19 protein-coding genes and 1 tRNA gene are annotated in these 18,100 nt (G+C 61.6%); 4 read left to right on the top strand and 16 right to left on the bottom strand.

The features are described 5' to 3' along the window. Window positions 1-13: 13 nt before the first annotated feature. Complete coding sequence (gene nac, locus FFI94_RS01360; RefSeq protein ID WP_138871407.1) at window positions 14-937, top strand: nitrogen assimilation transcriptional regulator NAC; 924 nt, start codon at window positions 14-16, stop codon at window positions 935-937. Here nac and FFI94_RS01355 read toward each other — a convergent pair. The 15 genes from FFI94_RS01355 to FFI94_RS01285 all read right to left on the bottom strand — a co-directional run bounded on the left by FFI94_RS01355 (window position 931) and on the right by FFI94_RS01285 (window position 14,266). Continuing rightward, window positions 931-1,857: a D-isomer specific 2-hydroxyacid dehydrogenase family protein gene (locus tag FFI94_RS01355; protein ID WP_138871406.1), complete on the bottom strand. Its 927-nt coding sequence runs from the start codon at window positions 1,855-1,857 to the stop codon at window positions 931-933. The two genes, nac and FFI94_RS01355, sit on opposite strands and share 7 nt — an antisense overlap. Before the next feature lie 48 nt (window positions 1,858-1,905). Continuing rightward, window positions 1,906-2,688, bottom strand: coding sequence for an SDR family oxidoreductase (locus FFI94_RS01350; RefSeq protein WP_138871405.1), 783 nt, complete (start codon window positions 2,686-2,688; stop codon window positions 1,906-1,908). Beyond that, a complete protein-coding gene (locus FFI94_RS01345) occupies window positions 2,685-3,206 on the bottom strand; it encodes a gluconokinase (RefSeq protein ID WP_185993105.1) in 522 nt (173 codons plus the stop codon). Before FFI94_RS01345 ends, FFI94_RS01350 begins: the two co-directional genes overlap by 4 nt. Before the next feature lie 90 nt (window positions 3,207-3,296). Continuing rightward, window positions 3,297-4,340, bottom strand: coding sequence for an urea transporter (yut, locus tag FFI94_RS01340; RefSeq protein WP_138871404.1), 1,044 nt, complete (start codon window positions 4,338-4,340; stop codon window positions 3,297-3,299). Between the two features lie 35 nt (window positions 4,341-4,375). Further along, entirely contained in the window at window positions 4,376-5,335 is a 960-nt protein-coding gene (locus FFI94_RS01335; protein ID WP_138871403.1) for an urease accessory protein UreD, read from the bottom strand. Further along, window positions 5,332-5,973 carry an urease accessory protein UreG gene (gene ureG / locus FFI94_RS01330; protein ID WP_138871402.1) on the bottom strand — a complete coding sequence of 214 codons (642 nt, stop codon included), beginning with the start codon at window positions 5,971-5,973 and terminating at the stop codon, window positions 5,332-5,334. The genes FFI94_RS01335 and ureG overlap by 4 nt, the downstream gene beginning before the upstream one ends. A gap of 10 nt (window positions 5,974-5,983) precedes the next feature. Beyond that, window positions 5,984-6,697: an urease accessory protein UreF gene (locus FFI94_RS01325; RefSeq protein WP_138871401.1), complete on the bottom strand. Its 714-nt coding sequence runs from the start codon at window positions 6,695-6,697 to the stop codon at window positions 5,984-5,986. Continuing rightward, window positions 6,681-7,340: an urease accessory protein UreE gene (ureE, locus tag FFI94_RS01320; protein ID WP_138871400.1), complete on the bottom strand. Its 660-nt coding sequence runs from the start codon at window positions 7,338-7,340 to the stop codon at window positions 6,681-6,683. The genes FFI94_RS01325 and ureE overlap by 17 nt, the downstream gene beginning before the upstream one ends. A gap of 9 nt (window positions 7,341-7,349) precedes the next feature. Further along, window positions 7,350-9,068, bottom strand: a complete 1,719-nt coding sequence (locus FFI94_RS01315; protein WP_138871399.1) for an urease subunit alpha — start codon at window positions 9,066-9,068, stop codon at window positions 7,350-7,352. Window positions 9,069-9,103: 35 nt separating this feature from the next. Beyond that, window positions 9,104-9,541 carry an urease subunit beta gene (locus FFI94_RS01310; protein WP_138871398.1) on the bottom strand — a complete coding sequence of 146 codons (438 nt, stop codon included), beginning with the start codon at window positions 9,539-9,541 and terminating at the stop codon, window positions 9,104-9,106. Between the two features lie 63 nt (window positions 9,542-9,604). Further along, on the bottom strand, window positions 9,605-9,907 hold the full coding sequence (locus FFI94_RS01305; protein WP_138871397.1) for an urease subunit gamma: 303 nt from the start codon (window positions 9,905-9,907) through the stop codon (window positions 9,605-9,607). A gap of 19 nt (window positions 9,908-9,926) precedes the next feature. Next, complete coding sequence (gene amt / locus FFI94_RS01300) at window positions 9,927-11,639, bottom strand: ammonium transporter (RefSeq protein ID WP_138871396.1); 1,713 nt, start codon at window positions 11,637-11,639, stop codon at window positions 9,927-9,929. A 584-nt stretch (window positions 11,640-12,223) separates the two neighbouring features. Next, a tRNA-Ser gene (locus FFI94_RS01295) sits at window positions 12,224-12,313 on the bottom strand. Between the two features lie 53 nt (window positions 12,314-12,366). Further along, a complete protein-coding gene (locus FFI94_RS01290) occupies window positions 12,367-12,792 on the bottom strand; it encodes a MarR family winged helix-turn-helix transcriptional regulator (RefSeq protein ID WP_138873546.1) in 426 nt (141 codons plus the stop codon). Between the two features lie 229 nt (window positions 12,793-13,021). Next, window positions 13,022-14,266 carry an alpha-hydroxy-acid oxidizing protein gene (locus FFI94_RS01285; protein WP_138871395.1) on the bottom strand — a complete coding sequence of 415 codons (1,245 nt, stop codon included), beginning with the start codon at window positions 14,264-14,266 and terminating at the stop codon, window positions 13,022-13,024. On the opposite strand from FFI94_RS01285, the gene FFI94_RS01280 reads away from it, so the two are divergent. Further along, window positions 14,265-15,254: an NAD(P)H-quinone oxidoreductase gene (locus tag FFI94_RS01280; RefSeq protein ID WP_138871394.1), complete on the top strand. Its 990-nt coding sequence runs from the start codon at window positions 14,265-14,267 to the stop codon at window positions 15,252-15,254. The two genes, FFI94_RS01285 and FFI94_RS01280, sit on opposite strands and share 2 nt — an antisense overlap. Window positions 15,255-15,270: 16 nt before the next feature. Here the strand turns inward: FFI94_RS01280 and FFI94_RS01275 are convergent, their stop codons facing one another. Then, on the bottom strand, window positions 15,271-16,473 hold the full coding sequence (locus FFI94_RS01275; protein ID WP_138871393.1) for a cysteine desulfurase-like protein: 1,203 nt from the start codon (window positions 16,471-16,473) through the stop codon (window positions 15,271-15,273). A gap of 131 nt (window positions 16,474-16,604) precedes the next feature. Here FFI94_RS01275 and FFI94_RS01270 point away from each other — a divergent pair, with 131 nt between their 5' ends. Together FFI94_RS01270 and FFI94_RS01265 are read left to right on the top strand one after the other, a co-directional pair. Then, the gene (locus FFI94_RS01270) at window positions 16,605-17,153 is read left to right on the top strand and encodes a bacterial proteasome activator family protein (RefSeq protein WP_138871392.1); all 549 of its coding nucleotides are present in this window, start codon (window positions 16,605-16,607) and stop codon (window positions 17,151-17,153) included. A gap of 64 nt (window positions 17,154-17,217) precedes the next feature. Next, window positions 17,218-18,090: an ABC transporter permease gene (locus FFI94_RS01265; protein ID WP_138871391.1), complete on the top strand. Its 873-nt coding sequence runs from the start codon at window positions 17,218-17,220 to the stop codon at window positions 18,088-18,090. Window positions 18,091-18,100: the final 10 nt, after the last annotated feature.

The raw sequence follows: 18,100 nt of genomic DNA, 5'->3' as shown, positions 1-18,100 counted from the left end.
TAGTTTGCACACCATGGATACGAGAAGGCTCTACTCGTTCGTACGAATTGTGGATGCCGGCAGCATCACCCGAGCTGCCGACATTCTGCATATCGCGCAACCCGCGCTGAGCCAGCAGATGACGTCGCTCGAAACGCAGTTCGGTCAGCAACTCCTGATCCGCAGTAAACAGGGCGTCGAACCGACCGATGCGGGGCATGCGTTGTATCGGCATGCTCAGGTGATTCTGCGTCAGGTGGAGAGTGCGCAGGCCGAGGTATCCGTGGTCGGGCGGGCGCTCGCGGGCGGCGTCTCCGTCGGCCTCGCTCCGTACAGCACCGCGACGGCAATTGCCTTGCCGCTCTTGGCCCGCGTGCGCGAACAGCACCCGAACATCTTGTTGCACATCAACGAGAACTTCGGTGGTGTGCTCAGCGAAGCAATGATGACCGGCCGCATGGACCTGGCGTTGTTGTACGACGCCGGCCCGATCAAGGGTGTGACGTTCGAACGGCTGCTCACCGAGGAATTGGTGGTGGTCGCGCCGTTCGGTACCGGACTGGCAGGTGAATCGGGATCCGACATCTCCCTGTCCGAGATCACCGAACTGCCCCTGTTGCTTCCGGGTCGGATGCACACCATCCGAAAAGTGGTGGAGCAGGCTTTCGACCGTGCGGAGCAGCAACCGAACGTCGTGGCCGAAGTGGAATCGGTGATGACGCTGTCCGAGGCCGTGCGCACCGGATTAGGCGCGACGGTCCTGCCGTGGTCGGTTGCCCGCCGGGTCATGGACGTCGAGGCCCTGGAGCTACGACGCATCGAGCCGGGCATCGAAGTCCATGTCTCCCTGGGTACTCCGGCCAATCAGCCCCTCTCCAAGCCGGCCGAGGCGGTACGCGATGTTCTGCGTACCGTCGTGGCCGACTATGTGAAGGGAACCAACGCGAGCGGTCAGTAGCCTGCCGACGGATCGATTACGGCAGCCAAGTCCTCGCCCGCAGCGAATCGAGCGACGTTGGCGGCCACGTGATCTGCCAGAACGCGGGTGAGCGTGGTAGCGGGGTTGGCGACGTGCGGAGTGATGATCGCGTTGGGCAGCTTCCACAACCGGTGTCCGTCCGGCAGCGGTTCCGGATCGGTAACGTCCAGTGCCGCACCGCCGATCGAACCGGCCTCGAGAGCGTCGACCAGTGCATCCGTGTCGACGAGGGTGCCGCGCGCGATGTTCACGATCCAGCTCGACTCCGACATCTGGTCCAGTTCGGCCTTGCCGACCAGATGGCGCGTCGCTGATGTCGACGGCGCGGCGATCACGAAGTGATCTGCCTTGGACCAGATTTCACCGGTACGGTCAGCCGAGAGGGTTTCGGCAGCACCCTCGACGGGAGTTCCCGAACGGGTGATCGCGATGACCTTGACCTTGGACGCGGCGAGGTACGGGATCAACGCGCGGCCGATTCCGCCGCAGCCGATGATCGCCACGGTCGAACCCTGCAACGTGCCCACTCGCGGATCGAACTCTTCCTTGCGCCACGATTGCGCCGCCAATTGTTCGGGGAGAGAACGCACTCCGGCGAGGAGGAGCATCATCGTATGCTCGGCGACGTTGCCCGCATAGGCTCCGGCAGCTGATGTCCAGACCCGCTTGTCGTCGATGACACCGGCGTCGAACCACGGCTCGATGCCGGCGAACGGCAACTGTACCCAGCGAACCGCATCAGGCAGCGACGACGGGAACGTATCCGGACCCTGCGCCCAGACGACACCCTCGGCCTCGGCCAGTGGAACGAGAACTCCACCGGCCCGGCGAATTCCGTCGGCAAGGTGCGGCTCCTCGACGGGACCGAGGTGGATGCGGGGGGCGCTGGCGTCTGTCATGTGGGTACTTTCTAATTGGAGAGTGGCGGGCGATCAAACAGCGGACGATCAAACAACGGCTGTCATACCGCCGTCGACGTAGAGGATCTGACCGTTGACAAAATCCGATGCCGGGGACGCCAAGAACAGTAGCGATCCGATCAGCTCCTCGGTGCGACCCCAGCGTCCGGCGGGGGTCCGCTTGGAGAGCCACGCTGTGAACTCCGGATCGTTGACCAGTGCAGAAGTCAGTTCGGTGTCGAAGTATCCCGGTGCGATCGCATTGATCTGCAAACCAAACGGTGCCCAGTCGGCGCACATGCCGCGGGTGAGCATCTTGAGCCCGCCCTTGCTGGCCGCGTACGGCGCGATGCCCGCTCGGCCCAATTCGCTCTGCACGGAGCAGATGTTGACGATCTTGCCGCGTCCACGCTCAACCATGGCCCGAGCGAATTCACGTCCGACATAGAACGCGCTGGTCAGGTTGGTGTCCATGACGCGCCGGAAATCGTCGTCGCCGAATTCGAGCAGCGGAGCCCGATGCTGGACACCGGTGTTGTTGACGACGATCTCGACCGGACCGACCTCGGATTCGATGCGCATCGCCGCGTCGCGGACGGCAGCCGAATCGGTGACGTCGAACGCGTATGCATGCACGCTCGCGCCGGTCGCCTCGGCAATGCGTCGACGCTCCGTCTCCAGCACCTCGGCATTTCGACTGTTGAGAACGACCACGGCGCCGGCCTCGGCAAGTCCCGTGGCGAGTGCCGAACCGATACCCCGGCTCGAACCCGTCACCAGGGCAACCTTCCCGGAAATATCGAACGGGCCGGGATTGACGGTGCTACTCACGCTGTGACGCTCCTCTGAGATGTATGAATGTAATCGGCTGCCTCGCCCACCAGTGTGCTCGGTTTCGAGACAACGTTCAGCGTGATCCCACGCTCGTCGTCCGTAAGCGGTTCCAGGGCGTCGAACTGGGAGATGAGCAAACTCTCCGGCATGAAGTGACCGGCTCGGGCACGCATCCTCGTCACGATCGTCTCGAAATCACCGTCCAGGTGCACAAACTGTACGTCGAGACCGTCGGGACGCAGCCGGTCCCGGTAGTGCTTCCGCAGAGCCGAACAGGCAACGACGCCGGTACGACCGGCATCGGCGCGTTCGGACAGCCAGGCCGCGATTGCGTCGAGCCACGGCGCTCGGTCCTCGTCGGTCAACGGCGTGCCCGATCGCATCTTGGCGACATTGGACTCGGGGTGCAGATCGTCGCCGTCGACGAAGTCTGCTCCGAGGGACGTGGCGAGACCTACTGCCACGGTGCTCTTTCCAGCGCCCGCCACACCCATCACAACTACCTGCACCGTCATCCTTCGACCATGCCCGACTACCGCAGGCCAGGCAATACTCGAGCGATACCGGTTCGCGAGGGTGCCATAGCGGAACGATCTAGGCTCCGCTCAACCGTTCGCTTTCACGATCGAGTCCTTGCCCTCGGCCGCTCCACCCTTGATGGTGTCGTGCTGGACGGGAACGAACTTCTTCTTCGGCAGCAGGAACAGCCACGTCGCGAAGACAAACGGACCCGTTCCGGCGGGCAGGCTGATCGGCGCGAAGGCCGAGACGAGGGTGCCGTGAATGACAACGGTGACAAGCACACCGAAGACTGTGTAGACAAACACGCGCCACGACGGGTTGTAGAAAACAGAACCCAAGGCGATGGCCGTCAATACGGAACTGAGCCCGTAGAGACCGTTGCCGATGTCGACGGTGTTGGCGCCGAGCGCGAGAACCGACCCGATCGCGACGGCCGAACCGATAAGGGCGAACACCGCCGCCCAGCGCGACGCGACCAGCAGGGCGACCACGAAGATGATGCCCGTAATGGTGTTGTTGATCAAGAAGATCTGGGAGACATTGCGAAACAGGGTGTCCCAGAGAAATCCCACGGTGACATCGGCATGAACCGACGCATCCCCGATGTGCTGCGGGAATTGTGCGGCGCTGAGGTCCGACGTTTCGATCCGGAGAAACTGAAAGGCCGCGAGCAGAAAGAACCAGTTGACGAGGTTGAACGGAAACGTCAGCGCCGGCACGCCCCACGTCTTGAAGACGTTGGCAACCGCGAGAAAGGCGACGGTGGACGCCGCGGCACCGACAACCAGGTAGATCCACAGCATCACCCCACCAGCGAGGAACGTGGGAAATGCTGCGCCGACGAGGATTCCGTTGTAGCCGTACAAACCGATGCGCATCGAATCGTCATCCGAATGCAGCAGCATCCCCGTCACCGTGGACACCACCAATCCCACTACCGCGCCGATCGCCACGGTGATCGTGTCGGCCGCTATCGCACCCCAGAAAATGCCGACGAGAAACAGCAGGCCCGTCAGGGCATTGCCCTGAAACATCACCTGCCCGGAACCTTTGAGGTTGGTGTCGACGAACCGCAGTACAACATTCTTGTCCGCGATATCGTCCCAGGGTTTGGTGATGATGGTCATCGCACGTCCCTCAATCCTTTTCGCGGCGAACCGCGTCATCCCCAGAGCGGGACGGGCGGAATAGTGGTATCCAGAACCGACTTTCGAACGAGCGCCCAGAAATCACGAACCTTGGATTTGACAGGTTCGCTCTCGGGACCCAGGACCTTGAAGATCAACCCGGCATCGTTCGGGAGTCGACTGGCGCCCGAGAAGACCTTCCCGTCGGGTCCCGGAACGACCTGTTCCAGTATCTCGTCGGCATGATCTTTCGGGGTGAGCAGTACGACGTTTCCGAATACGTCGTAATCGCTCATGATTCCCTTGTGTCGCACCGGGAACCGCTGCGGTTCGATCACCAGTTTCTCGGTGAAGAGATCCTGTCCGTCTGGGCGTCGCGCCTTGATCAAGGTGGAGTACAGATCGTAGACAAACAGCTCGGTATCGGACTGGGCAGTCCGGTGGTACTTGCGACCCGGCATCACGATCTCCGAAAATAGCAGCGTTGCAGAAGGATCCACTGTGACGTCGGTTCGCGCAAAGTACCTCGCATTGCTGTGCGGAATCGTGACACCAGGCATCAATTCGAGATACGAATTCTCGGCCAAGGTCACCTTCTGCAACTGCGACGCATGATTCGCGTCCATCTGATGCACCTTGGTGGCCGACTGCGTCGTGACGTGCGCCAAGGATCCAGGTTCCATGTCGATGGTCAGAAACAGCCGATCACCCTGCAGCACACTGCCAGACGTCGAGATCATGTAGACACACGGCATTGTCGGCAGCGCTTCGTCCCAGTACAGCGCCTGTTGAACGAGCAACGGAGTCTTGCGGTACATGTCCCGGAGAATCGTCTTGTCACCACGATCGACAAAACGCATCTCGAGCACCCCGGTCTTGCCCACCTTGCCGGCTGGGGCTTGCTTCGGCTGATCCTGGTACTGATCGAGTTCCGGAATGGTCGGGATCGGCCCCGGCAGCGACCGCGCGCCTCCCGGAAGGGCGGGAGCGCTCACTGCGCGCTCGCTCCCACTTCCTCTTCGTCGAAGAGGACACCGTGCACGATGAGGTCTACCACTTCCTGGATACCTTCGCCGGTCATGCAATTGGTGAAGACAAACGGCTTGTCACCGCGCATGCCCTTCGAATCCCGATCCATGACCCCCAAATCGGCTTTCACGTACGGCGCCAGGTCCGTCTTGTTGATAACCAGAATGTCCGACTGCGAAATCCCGGGCCCGTTCTTACGCGGAATCTTGTCTCCTGCAGCTACGTCGATGACGTAGATGAAAAAGTCGACGAGAGCAGGACTGAACGTCAGCGTGAGGTTGTCACCACCACTTTCGATGAACACGATGTCGGTGTCCGGGAAAGTTCGCTCCATATCTTCGACCGCCGCGAGGTTCATACTGGGGTCTTCACGAACGGCGGTATGAGGACACGCGCCAGTCTCGACGCCGACGATGCGTTCCTCCACGAGAACACCTTTGAGCGCCTTACGCACATGCTTGGCGTCCTCGGTGGTGACCACGTCGTTGGTGATGATCAGAACACTGGTTCCCCGCTTCACGAATTCCGGCGTGATCGCCTCAATGAGGGCAGTCTTGCCCGAACCCACAGGGCCGCCGATTCCGATGCGCGTTGTCTTCTTCATGATTCTCCTTCTAGTTCATGAACATTCGGACATGCGCCTTGACGTGAACCGCAGCCAGAATGTCGATCATCGGGGAAAAGTTGGACATGTCGTCGAGCCCGTACTCGCGAACGGCCGCATACTCGCCGTCGGTGGTCCGATTCACTTCGAACAAAATCTCTTGCGTGGCAAGGTGATCTACCCGCACGATACGGAGTGCGGCACCGAGCAACGTCATCGCCACACCGTACTGATGAACGGTGAAGGCATCCTGCTCCGGAGAACCCATCTCCGCGAAAGCAATTCCAAGCCCCGCCGGATACGTACCGGGAGTCTCGCCCGCCTCGATCGCCGCCAGCCACTTGGTGAACAACGTCTCGCCTACGAGTCGGCCACCGAGCTCCGCCAGTTTCTTTCCCATCCGGGTGGTCATCGTTCGGGACTCTTCGTTCAATTTGCGTTCGATCACGGCATGATCGGCCGCCAGAATTGTCGAGAAATCACCGTCCGATGCACCGCGGTGGGCAGCGAGCACGGCGATACCGTCGCACGTTGCACCCTGATGGGCGGCAGAGAGTACAAACTCCCGCAACGACGGACCGTCCGTGACAATTCCCTGTGCCACGGCCGATTCCAACCCGTTCGAGAACGAGAAGGAACCGACCGGAAACATCGAATCGGCAAATTGCATCATCCGCATCGCACGGTTGATGCTCAGCTGCGACCCTTCACATGAGGGGGTCATGGGTATGGCCCTCGCCCTCGCGCGCTGCCGCACCGAACAGTCGGCGTGCCTCGTGCGGAGCGATGTAGGGAATGACCTCGGCGCCGGGAATGAAGGTGTACTCGATGCCCTCGAAAGCATGCGTGCGCATTACCGAACCCATGACTGCCTTGTCTACCGTCAGCGGTACATAGACCTTCATTCCCTTCACCACTGCCGGCCAATGCTGGTTACCCACAGCGTGACCCAACTCGAGACACGTCTGAATCATCTTCTCCGGCGTCACGTCGAGCAATGCACTGAGGTCGATCTCGAGAACGTCCTTGAGGTTGATCCGGGCGACGACGACGGTGTTCTCCGGCTCGTCCCACAGCAGGATGTCGCCGTCCTGCAGTTGAACCCCACGATCGAGAGAGACCGCCAATTCACGACCGCCGAGCGTCGTACGCCGCAACCGGCTCTTCTGCGCCTCCCACTGATCCAGTGAAAGCACGTCGATCACAGCGCTTTCGATGCGCGACGCCCATTCCTCATCGGTTTCCTTGCCGAGCAGCGCGTCGACGCGAATCGGCTTGCCCGTCGGCGTGGTCATCTCGCCGTGCGGCTCGGCGTGTGTGTGCGGCGCCGTATCGCCGCCGTGCGTATGCGTGATTGTTCCCGACACTGGTCTCCCCTAACTGAAGAAGTAAAGTTGGTTCAGGCGAATGGATTCAGCCGGTTCGACGTAGGCGTGAACGCCGTCCGCTGTCACCGCGAAGGTCTCCGGATCGACCTTGATCTCCGGAGTGGCCGAGTTGCGCACGAGGTCGCGTTTGGTCACGGTGCGAGTGCCTTCGACGGCGATAACCTGACGCTCGAGACCAAGACGATCCTTGATGCCGTCGTCGAGTGCGGCCTGGGACACGAACGAGACCGAACTCTCGGGGAGCGCCTTACCGAACCCGCCGAACATCGGCCGGTAGATCACCGGCTGCGGGGTCGGTAGTGATGCGTTCGGATCTCCCATGGCGTGCCAACTGATCATTCCGTTCTTGATGATCATTTTAGGCTTCGCACCGAAGAAAGCGGTTTCCCAGAGAACAAGATCCGCCATTTTCCCGGGAGCGATGGATCCGATGACGTGGGACAATCCGAACGTCATGGCCGGGTTGATCGTCGTCTTCGCGACGTACCGCAGGACCCGGAAGTTATCGTGTGTCGGAGAGTCCTCCGGCAACTTTCCACGAGCACGTTTCATACAGTCGGCCGTCTGGATCGCCCGGAGCCAGTTCTCGCCGACCCGGCCCATTGCCTGCGAGTCGCTCGAGAACATCGAGATGACTCCCATATCCTGCAGCACGTTCTCCGCACCGATCGTCTCCGCACGAACACGCGACTCGGCAAACGAAACATCCGACGGCACTTTGGGATTGAGGTTGTGGCAGACCATGATCATGTCGAAGAGCTCGGCTTGCGTGTTGATGCCGTACGGCAACGTCGGGTTGGTCGACGCCGGAAGAACATTGTCCTCACCGGTCACCCTCAGGATGTCCGGTGCGTGACCGCCGCCTGCGCCCTCACTGTGATAGGTGTGAATGGTGCGCCCCTCGAAGGCCGCAATCGTGTCCTCGACGTAGCCGGCTTCGTTCAAGGTATCCGTGTGAATGGCAACCTGAACGTCCATCTCGTCCGCCGCGCGCAGCGACGCCCGGATCGCCGCCGGTGTTGCGCCCCAGTCCTCGTGGACCTTCAATCCCGCAGCCCCCGCCTTGATCTGCTCGATCAGAGACGGATAGCCCGACGAGTTTCCCTTGCCCAACATCGCGATGTTGACGGGAAGACCCTCATTGGCCTTGAGCATCATCTCCATGTTCCAGATGCCCGAGGTGATGGTAGTGCCGTTGGTGCCGTCGGACGGCCCGATACCGCCGCCGATCAGCGTTGTCACACCACCGCTGAGTGCGTGGTATGCCTGCTGAGGAGAAACGAGGTGCACGTGCGGATCGATACCCGCTGCAGTCAGAATCAACTGCTCGCCGGAGATGGCATCCGTTGCCGGTCCCGTCGTGAGTCCCGGCGTCACCCCCTCCATCGTGCTCGAGTTGCCTGCCTTGCCCCACCCGACGATCTTGCCGTCCTTGATACCGACATCTGCCTTGACGACACCGATCGTGGCGTCGACGATCACGACGTTGGTGATCACCAGGTCGAGCGCGCCGTCACGACTGCACGACGCCGGATCCTGACCCATACCGTCGCGTAGCGTCTTGCCGCCACCGTAGATCGACTCGTCGCCGATCGTGCGAAGATCTTCCTCGACCTCGATGTAGAGGTCGGTGTTGCCGAGCCTGATCTGGTCGCCCTTCGTGACACCGAACAGCCCCGAATACTCTTGCCGTGAAATGCTTGTCATGGGTATTGTGCTCCTTCGACCGCCGTGAACGAGAATCAGTCGGATTGTGGTTCGGACAGGAAACCGAGCTCGTCTGCGAGAGCGACGGCACGCGGCAGGCGCGGGCGATACGCAGCATGCGTGGGAGCCCAACCGTCCACCAGACTGTTGAAACCGTGGGCGCGCTGCTTGCCACCGAACGGCACCAGCGTCACTTCCTTCTCGTCACCCGGTTCGAAGCGCACTGCCGTTCCAGCCGGGATGTCCAGGCGCCAACCGAACGCCTGCTCACGATCGAAGGACAATGCGCGATTGACCTCCATGAAGTGATAGTGCGACCCCACCTGAATGGGCCGGTCACCCGTATTTCGAACGCGCAGCTTCAGACGCGGCCGGCCCTCGTTGATCTCGATCGGTTCATCCCGCAGGACGTATCCCCCGACCGGAACCTTCTTGTCGTCGCCGGAATCCTTCTTCGATGATTTTGATGCCATCTTCGATGCTCCTGAGTTGGTCGGCCGGGCTGGAATGTCTGTGATGCTGGAGTGTGTGCCGGGCTACTGGATAGGTGAATGCACAGTGACAAGGCGGCTACCGTCGAGGAACACCGCCTCGACCTGCACGCGCGGAATCATGTCCGCAACACCTTCCATGACGTCGTCGACCGTCAATGCGTGCGACGCGTCCGCCATGACTTCCTCGAGAGTTTTCCCCTCGCGAGCACCCTCCAAAGCCGCTGCCGTGATGACGGCCACCGATTCCGGATGATTAAGCTTGAGCCCCTTCGCTTTTCGTCGTAGGGCGACTTCAGCCAACATGAGGATGGTCAGCTTGTCGAGTTCTCTCGGTGTCAGATGCATTCCGACGACTCCTTCTCGCTCATATCTTCACTTCCGTGTGGTCAGGGTCGAAAGGGTCAGCGTCCGATTCCGGGGCGCGCGGCCCGGACAACGGTTCAGCGGATTGCTGCACGAATCCGCTCCTCCTCCCAAGGGAGTGCCGATTGATTGCATCGAGCACGGCTTGGGTGCGGTCGGACGGTGCAAGAACTTCGACCCGCAATCGCTCCGCGAAGACGACGTCATTGCGTTGGCCGCGGAACTTGAGAGAATCCGAATCACCCGCGGACACATGGGCTTCCGATACCACAATCGATTCCGCTCCCGCCGCCAGCAGCGCCTCGCGTAGCTTCTCGGACTCGATGGTCTGGAGGACGGCGGTGATGAGTTCATGTTTCTGCGCACCGGGATTGGGAGCAAGTTTCTCTCCCTCGACCGTGGCTCCCCCGTCGAAGCCGCTCGATTGCGGCGCTCCACCCGCGTCGACAAATGCCGCGTTGTAGCGGTACGCGTCCATTCCTTGCTGACGACGATCGATGTTGACCTGGTCTTTCGGAGCCAACTTGAGCCCGATGGTCTTCTCGATTCCCGTGGCGATCAACCAGGTCACGACAAACGAGAAGGCGATGACGACGACCAAGGCCAAGGCCTGCTCACCGAGTAAACCGAGTCCGCCGCCGAACAGAAGCCCGTCGCGTCCGATCGGATTGATCGCCTTCTCTGCAAACAGCCCCAGAAGCAACGATCCGAGGATGCCGCCGACAAAGTGGACTGCGATGACGTCGAGAGCATCGTCGAACTTGAAGATCGACTTGAGTGCCAACGCGAAGTGGCAGATCAATCCGGCGAGCGCACCAATTGCCAAGGCGGAGAACGTACTGACGTAGCCGGCACAGGGCGTGATGGTCGCCAAACCGCCGACAGCGCCCGTGATTCCACCGATCGCCGTGGCTTTGCCCTCGGTATATCGCTCGATAACCAGCCAGACGACCATGCCGCCCGCAGCGGCAATGTGAGTGTTGATCAAGGCTTGCGCCGCAACACCATCCGCCGCCAGACCGTCGCCGGCGTTGAAGCCGAACCAGCCGAACCACAAGATGCCTGCGCCGATCAGAGCCAACGGGACGGAGTGCGGAACGGCCTCCGCGTTCGGCCAGCCGGGGCGTTTACCGACAACCAGCAAGATCGCGAGTGCCGCCGCACCGGCGGAGGCGTGGACCACGATTCCGCCGGCCCAGTCCTGCGCCCCGCGCAGAGCGAGCCACCCCTCGGGGTTGAAGAGCCAGTGCGCGATCGGCGGGTAGACGATGATCGACCACAAAACGAGGAGAACAGCCCAACCCAACGGCTTGAGACGGTTTGCCGTCGCGCCGGTGATCAAAGCGGGCGTGATGATCGCGAACATCATCTGATAGGCCACAAATGCCAAGGTCGGGACTGCGACCGCACCCTCGATCAAGTGGAAGCCCGGCGCAGCGGCAGTATGAATGTCCTGCAAGCCGAAGAGTTTCAGATCCCCGAGGAAGCCTGATCCCCAGTCGCCGCTGAACGCAAAGCTGTAGCCGAAGACAATCCAGGTGATGGACACCAGGCCGAGCGGAACCAGGTTCTGCTGCAACATCACCAGCGCGCTACTGCCACGCACCAATCCTGCGTAGAAAAACGCGAGACCTGGGACCATAAAGAGCACGAGACCTGCAGAAATAAGCACCCAGGCCGTGTCACCACTATTTATTACCGTTTCCGCAAGCATCGGTAAAACCACCTCCGAGTAAGGAGACCGCAATAGGTCTCGACATTTCTCGTAATACGTATGAACGACGGTGCGCGGTTAACACCGACAGCAAATGTCCAACCGAAGGCGTCGGTGCCATGGTTGCACATTTTGTACCGAATGGCGGGTTTGCGCGGTTTTACTGATTTAGGGATCGGTCCTGAAATTGGCATCGAAACAGTAACGGACAGAGCAGATTTCACTCTAAGGATCACCGATCGGTAACAAGTGTCGATCAGCATCGTCACAGCGAGATATCAGCTGAAGCACTTCTTCGGCAAGCTATCGATTCCGAAACATCAGCCTCGAATTTAAAGTTACAAAGGTCCCGCTCGATACCTACCCAATTGGCCAGGCGCTGGCGTCGAAAGTGGCTCAAGTGTTCAGTTGAGCATTCATTGGATATTTAGAAATACATTTACATTCCGCTAGTGAGGGAAATTTCACGAGCGGCGGAAATCCTATTCTTGAAATATCCCATAAAGTTGCGCACTGCAACAAATAACCGACAAATTCGGTCAGACAAAAAAGTCCCCCACCTGCATCAGCAGGTGGGGGACCCTTGGCGGAAGCGGAGGGATTTGAACCCCCGGTGGGTTTAACGCCACGCTCGCTTTCAAGGCGAGTGCATTCGGCCGCTCTGCCACGCTTCCGTGGGCGATACTATCCGGTGCACTCGCGAACTGTGAAAACGGCTCCCCGTTACTCAGCGATCTCCGATGGCCGCATCAACCTTCGAGAAGACGTCTGCCAGCACTTCCAGCTCCGTCGGGGTCAACAAATCCACAAGATTCTTGCGGACGCCCGCGACGTGGGTGGGTGCGGCAGCAGCAAGCCGTCGACGCCCCTCGTCCGTAATCTGCGCAAGCACGCCTCGCCCGTCCTCGGCGCAGGTGGTGCGCACGACTATGCCCTGAGACTCCATCCGACGGATCTGGTGCGTGAGGCGGCTACGTGAGGACAGGACGCCGTCCGCCAAGTCGCTCATCCGAGTTGAACCGTCCGGAGATTCCGACAACATCACGAGGATGCGGTAATCCGCCAACGAGAGGTCATGCGAGTCCTGCAGCTCCCGGTTCAAGACCTCCATGAGCCGCTGATTGCCGTCCATGTAACCGCGCCAGGCGCGCATCTCGGCAGACGTCAGCCAGGGCGTCTCTTGCTGCGCAGTGGTTGTCTCTTGCTGCGCAGTGGGCGTTTCCTGCTGCGCAGCGGACGGCTCCGCCACCACACTGGATGGCTCCCGCACCACCGGGGCCTCGTCGGTTGTCGTGTCAGTTGTCACGGCTCCCCAGTTTAGACCTGCAGAGGCCAAATTCAGTCTTCTTCATCGGTGCGAAGTCCTGAAGCGGCCACTGTCGCTAATGTCCGGAAGTGTCCACCACTAGGGACCTGTCGATTTCCCTCACCGACGACAACCCAGCCAGTCCCATCGTGAGATCGAAATCGGCAAGCAAGCTCCGCAAAGCATGACGGACGCCGTCTGCGCCTGCCAACCCCAAGCCGTATACCCACGGCCGCCCGTACAAAACCGCCTTTGCCCCGAGAGCCAGCGCGATGATCACGTCGGCACCGCACCGAATACCCGAATCCATCAGAATGTCGGCTTCATGTCCGACGGCCGACGCAATCGGCCCCAACGCATCCAATGCCGATATCGCGCCGTCCACCTGACGGCCACCGTGGTTGCTCACGATGATTCCGTCGGCGCCCGCCGCAACCGCGGCGCGAGCGTCGTCGGGATGCACAATTCCCTTGACCGCGATCGGAAGTGACGTCCACTGGCGAAGTTTCGCGATATCCGCCATCCGAACGGTGTGATTGCCGAAGAGCGACACCCACGTCAGGACCGCAATCTGCAGCGCCTCCGCACTTTCCTCGGGCGGCGACGCCAACTTCGAGCGGAAGACCGGATCGGAGAGGTAGTTCGCGATGCCTTTCGCCCGCAGGAACGGCAGGTGCCCCAATGTCAGATCTCTTGGACGCCAACCCATGCCGGGCGTATCGGCCGTCACCACGATAGCCTTGGCTCCCGCAAGGTCAGCACGGCGGACAAGCGATTCGGCAAGCTCGTCGTCCGCCGGCCAGTACAACTGGTACCACCAGTTCTCGCCCGACACCGCGCCGACGTCTTCGATGGTCGACGAAGCCGCAGTCGACAGAACCGAGCCGATCCCCAATTCCGCGGTGACCGAACCGACCGCGACCTCCGCGTCGTCGTGAACCAAACCGAGTACACCGATGGGCGCAGTCAAAATCGGCGCAGCCAAACGCGTACCGAGCACCTCGACGCTCAGATCACGGGCGTCTGGGGCAGCGGTACCCCGAAACATGCGCGGCACGATCGCGTGCTTCTCGAACGCCCGCAGGTTCGATGAGGCAGTGCGCTCGGTCCCGGCGCTGCCCGCGATATACCCGAAGGCTTCGGGTGAGAGTTGCTCACGCGCGGCAGCTTCCAGCCCGGCCGCCGTCATGGGCAGCGACGGGACGGTACCGCCGAGGCCGCTCAGATAGATCTCGTTCTGCATGTTCCCGAAGTAAGTCACGACAGCGACCGTAGCGCCAAACCCGCCTACTGCGGGGGGATTCGCTAGCGTCGTATCCATGTACGCCACCACTATCGACCAGCCAGGCGGCCCCGAGGTCATGACCTGGGCGCAGCAGCCCGATCCGGAAGTGCCTCGCGGGCACGTTCTGGTGGACGTCGCCGCCACCGCCGTCAACCGTGCGGACCTCCTGCAACGCCAAGGTTTCTACCCGCCGCCACCCGGCACGAGCGACGTCCTCGGACTCGAATGCTCCGGCGTCATCAGCCAACTCGGCGAAGGTGTCACCGATTGGGCCGTCGGCGACGAAGTGTGCGCACTGCTTGCCGGTGGCGGATACGCCGAGAAGGTGGCAGTACCTGCGACACAACTCCTTCCGGCGCCCGAGGGAGTGGATCTGCGAGTCGCTGCATCCTTGCCGGAAGTCGCCTGCACCGTCTGGTCCAATGTGGTCATGCGCGCCGGACTGCGCCGCGGGCACACGCTGCTGATCCACGGCGGCGGCGGCGGAATCGGTACGCACGCCATCCAGGTCGGCAAAGCCCTCGGTGCTCGAGTTGCCGTCACCGCCGGCTCGGAGGAAAAACTGGCTCGCTGCCGTGAGCTGGGCGCGGACATCACGATCAACTACCGCGACCAGGACTTCGTCGCCGCCCTCTCCGAAGCCACCGACGGACACGGCGCGGACATCATTCTCGACAACATGGGAGCGTCGTACCTGGGCCGGAACGTGGACGCCCTCGCGATGGACGGGCACATCGTCGTCATCGGGATGCAGGGCGGACGCAAGGGTGAAGTGGACCTCAGCAAGTTGATGGGGAAACGCGGAAGCATCACCGCGACCGGTCTACGTGGACGTCCGCTGACCGGCCCGGGCGGAAAAGCAGAAATCGTGGCCGACGTCCTAGCCAAACTGTGGCCGCTGATCGCCGACGGTTCCGTCCAACCGGTCGTTTCCATTGAGCTACCGATCGCCGAAGCGCCATTAGCTCATCAATTGCTGGATTCGCCCGAAACGGTAGGCAAGGTCATCCTCACCGTGAAGTGACGTAACAGGTACGAGGTCAGCCCAGCGTGCCGAGTTCGGCAACGAGTTGGTTGATCTCGTACCGCGTCGTGTACGGCGCCAAGCCGATCGTGACCGCGCCACCCTCGTCGTTGACACCCAACGCGTCGAGGAGGCGCGAGTTGCCGTGCGTGCCGCTCATGACCGCAATCCGCTTGTCTGCGAGATGAGCGGCCACCTTGTCGGCAGCCGTACCTTCGAGCGTGAAACTGACCGTCGGAACTCGCGTCGGCGCATGCCCGATGACCATGACGTGAGGCAGCGCGGACAGGGAACGCAGCAGGTGCTCGAAAAGACCGTCTTGATAGTTCTGCAATGAACTGATCGACGTCTCGAGGCGCTCGCGGCGGCTGCCGGTGGCCGATTCGTCGAGGCCGGCGAGGAAATCGATGGACGCTGTGAGTCCGGACAACAGCGCGAACTGATGCCCACCCACTTCGAGACGCTCGGCGCCACGCGCGTACGGATTGAGCGAAACCGCCGGGATGCGGTCGAGCAGACCGGGATCGCGGAACACCAGCGCACCCACTTGCGGACCACCCCAGGACGGAGCACTGACGGCGATGATGTCCGCGCCGAGTTCGGCCATATCCAAATGCGCGTAGGGAGCAGCACCAACAGCGTCGACGACCATGAGGCCACCGAATTCGTGCAGTCGATCCGCCGCGGCACGCACATTGGGCGCCGAACCTACGATCGGCGAAGCCGCAGTCAAAGCTACAAGTCGCGTCGTGGAGGTAATAAGTTCGTTGAACTGCCAACTAGGCAGTTCACAAGTCTCGATTTCAACTTCCGCCCAACGCACCTGTGCGCCGTACCGACCGGCGACGCGCAGCCAGGGCGCCACATTCGCTTCCTCGTCGAGCCGGGAGAGCACCAACCCGGTACCGAGGCCCAGGCGCGAACTCAGAGACTCCGCCAGCCAGGCCAGCAGGACCGCCCGATCCGAACCCAGGACAACACCCGCCGGATCCCCGCCGACGAGATCCGCGACGGCAGACCGAGCACTGTCCAGGATTGCCGCGCTACGACGGTTCGAGACGTGCCGACCGGACGACGACGACGCGGCTGCCCGGAATGCGGTGGACACTGTCCGAGAGACTGCGTCGGGAATCTGCATACCCGCCTGCGGGTCGAGGTGGATCCAGCCGTCACCGAGTGAGGGAATCAATCCCCGAACGCGGGCAACGTCGTAAGCCATGCTCGACACTCTAGGGGCAAGCGGCTCTGTAGTCGAAGGCAGACACCGAAATACCCGTCAGTACAGTTATCATTCGGTTACCTTTTTGGGGTTAAGTGCAGTTTGTCGGCCTGACACGTCAAGATGGAGCTATGAACAAGCCAGAGGAAGAACGGATCCTGGTCATCGGCCCCGACGGCGCGGAGACAAACACCGATCGGCAGGACGCCAAGGAACCGGAAGGCGAATCCATCGCCGACATGGTCGAGCAGCCGGCCAAGGTCATGCGAATCGGCACCATGATCAAACAGCTCCTCGAAGAAGTGCGCGCCGCACCGCTCGACGACGCCAGCCGAGTACGACTCAAGGAAATCCACCGATCCTCGATCCGTGAGCTCGAACAGGGCCTCGCTCCGGAACTTCGCGAAGAACTCGAACGCTTGACCCTTCCCTTCACCGACGACTCCGTTCCGAGCGACGCAGAACTGCGGATCGCGCAGGCCCAGCTCGTCGGATGGCTGGAAGGCCTCTTCCACGGCATTCAAACGGCACTGTTCGCCCAGCAGATGGCGGCACGCGCCCAGCTCGAACAAATGCGTCAGGGCGCACTACCTCCGGGCATGAGCATCGGCGTCCCCCACACGCCGGGGAACCCCGGACACCCCGACCAACAGTCACCCGGCACCGGCCAATATCTGTAACTCCGACCACCACAACACCCGAGGAAAAGTCCGCGCTGCACCGGGGCCGGTAGGCTCGACCTCCGTGTCAGCATCCGCAACCGAATCCGAGACGTCGGAGCAACCCGTGCCCGTGTCCGACTCCCAGAGCTTCCATCGCGCTTTCAAAGACCTGCGCGACGGATTGCAGCAGCGTGAGTTGTGGCTGAGCCTCGGCTGGCAGGACATCAAGCAGCGGTACCGCCGGTCGGTGATCGGCCCTTTCTGGATCACCATCGCCACCGGCGTCCAGGCTGCGGCAATGGGCCTTCTGTACTCGGCCTTGCTGAACATCCCGCTCAAGGAGTTCCTGCCGTACGTCACGGTCGGACTGATCGTCTGGAACCTGATCAGCGCCAGCATCCTCGAAGGCTCCGAAGTCTTCATTGCGAACGAAGGCCTGATCAAGCAGTTGCCGTCGGCGCTGAGCGTGCACGTGTATCGCCTGGTGTGGCGTCAGGTGCTGTTCTTCGCGCACAACTTCGCGATCTACATAGTTCTCCTGTTCGCGTTCAGCATCTGGCAGAACATGAGCTGGACAGCACTCGCTGCAATACCGGCGTTTGTGCTGATCGTGGCGAACACACTGTGGGTGTCGATCGTGTTCGGCATCTTCTCCACCCGGTACCGCGACATCGCCCCCATCCTCGGCAGCCTCACCTTGCTGCTGTTCGTGCTGACGCCCATCATGTGGACGACGCAGGCGCTCAAGGATCAAAGCCCGGAAGCCGCGGAGCGCGTGAAGCTCGCCGAACTCAACCCGCTGTACCACTACCTCGAGATCATCCGAGCACCACTCATCGGAGCCGACCAGCAGGCTTACCACTGGTACATCGTCATCGCCCTCACCGTGATCGGCTGGGCCATCGCGATCCTGGCACTCCGCAAGTACCGGGCCCGCGTGCCCTACTGGGTCTAGAGGAAAAAGG

The sequence above is a fragment of the Rhodococcus sp. KBS0724 genome (assembly GCF_005938745.2).
Classification (GTDB): Bacteria; Actinomycetota; Actinomycetes; order Mycobacteriales; family Mycobacteriaceae; genus Rhodococcus_F.
Note: the sequence above shows the minus strand (reverse complement) of the source record. Positions and strands in the feature narration are given on the sequence as shown.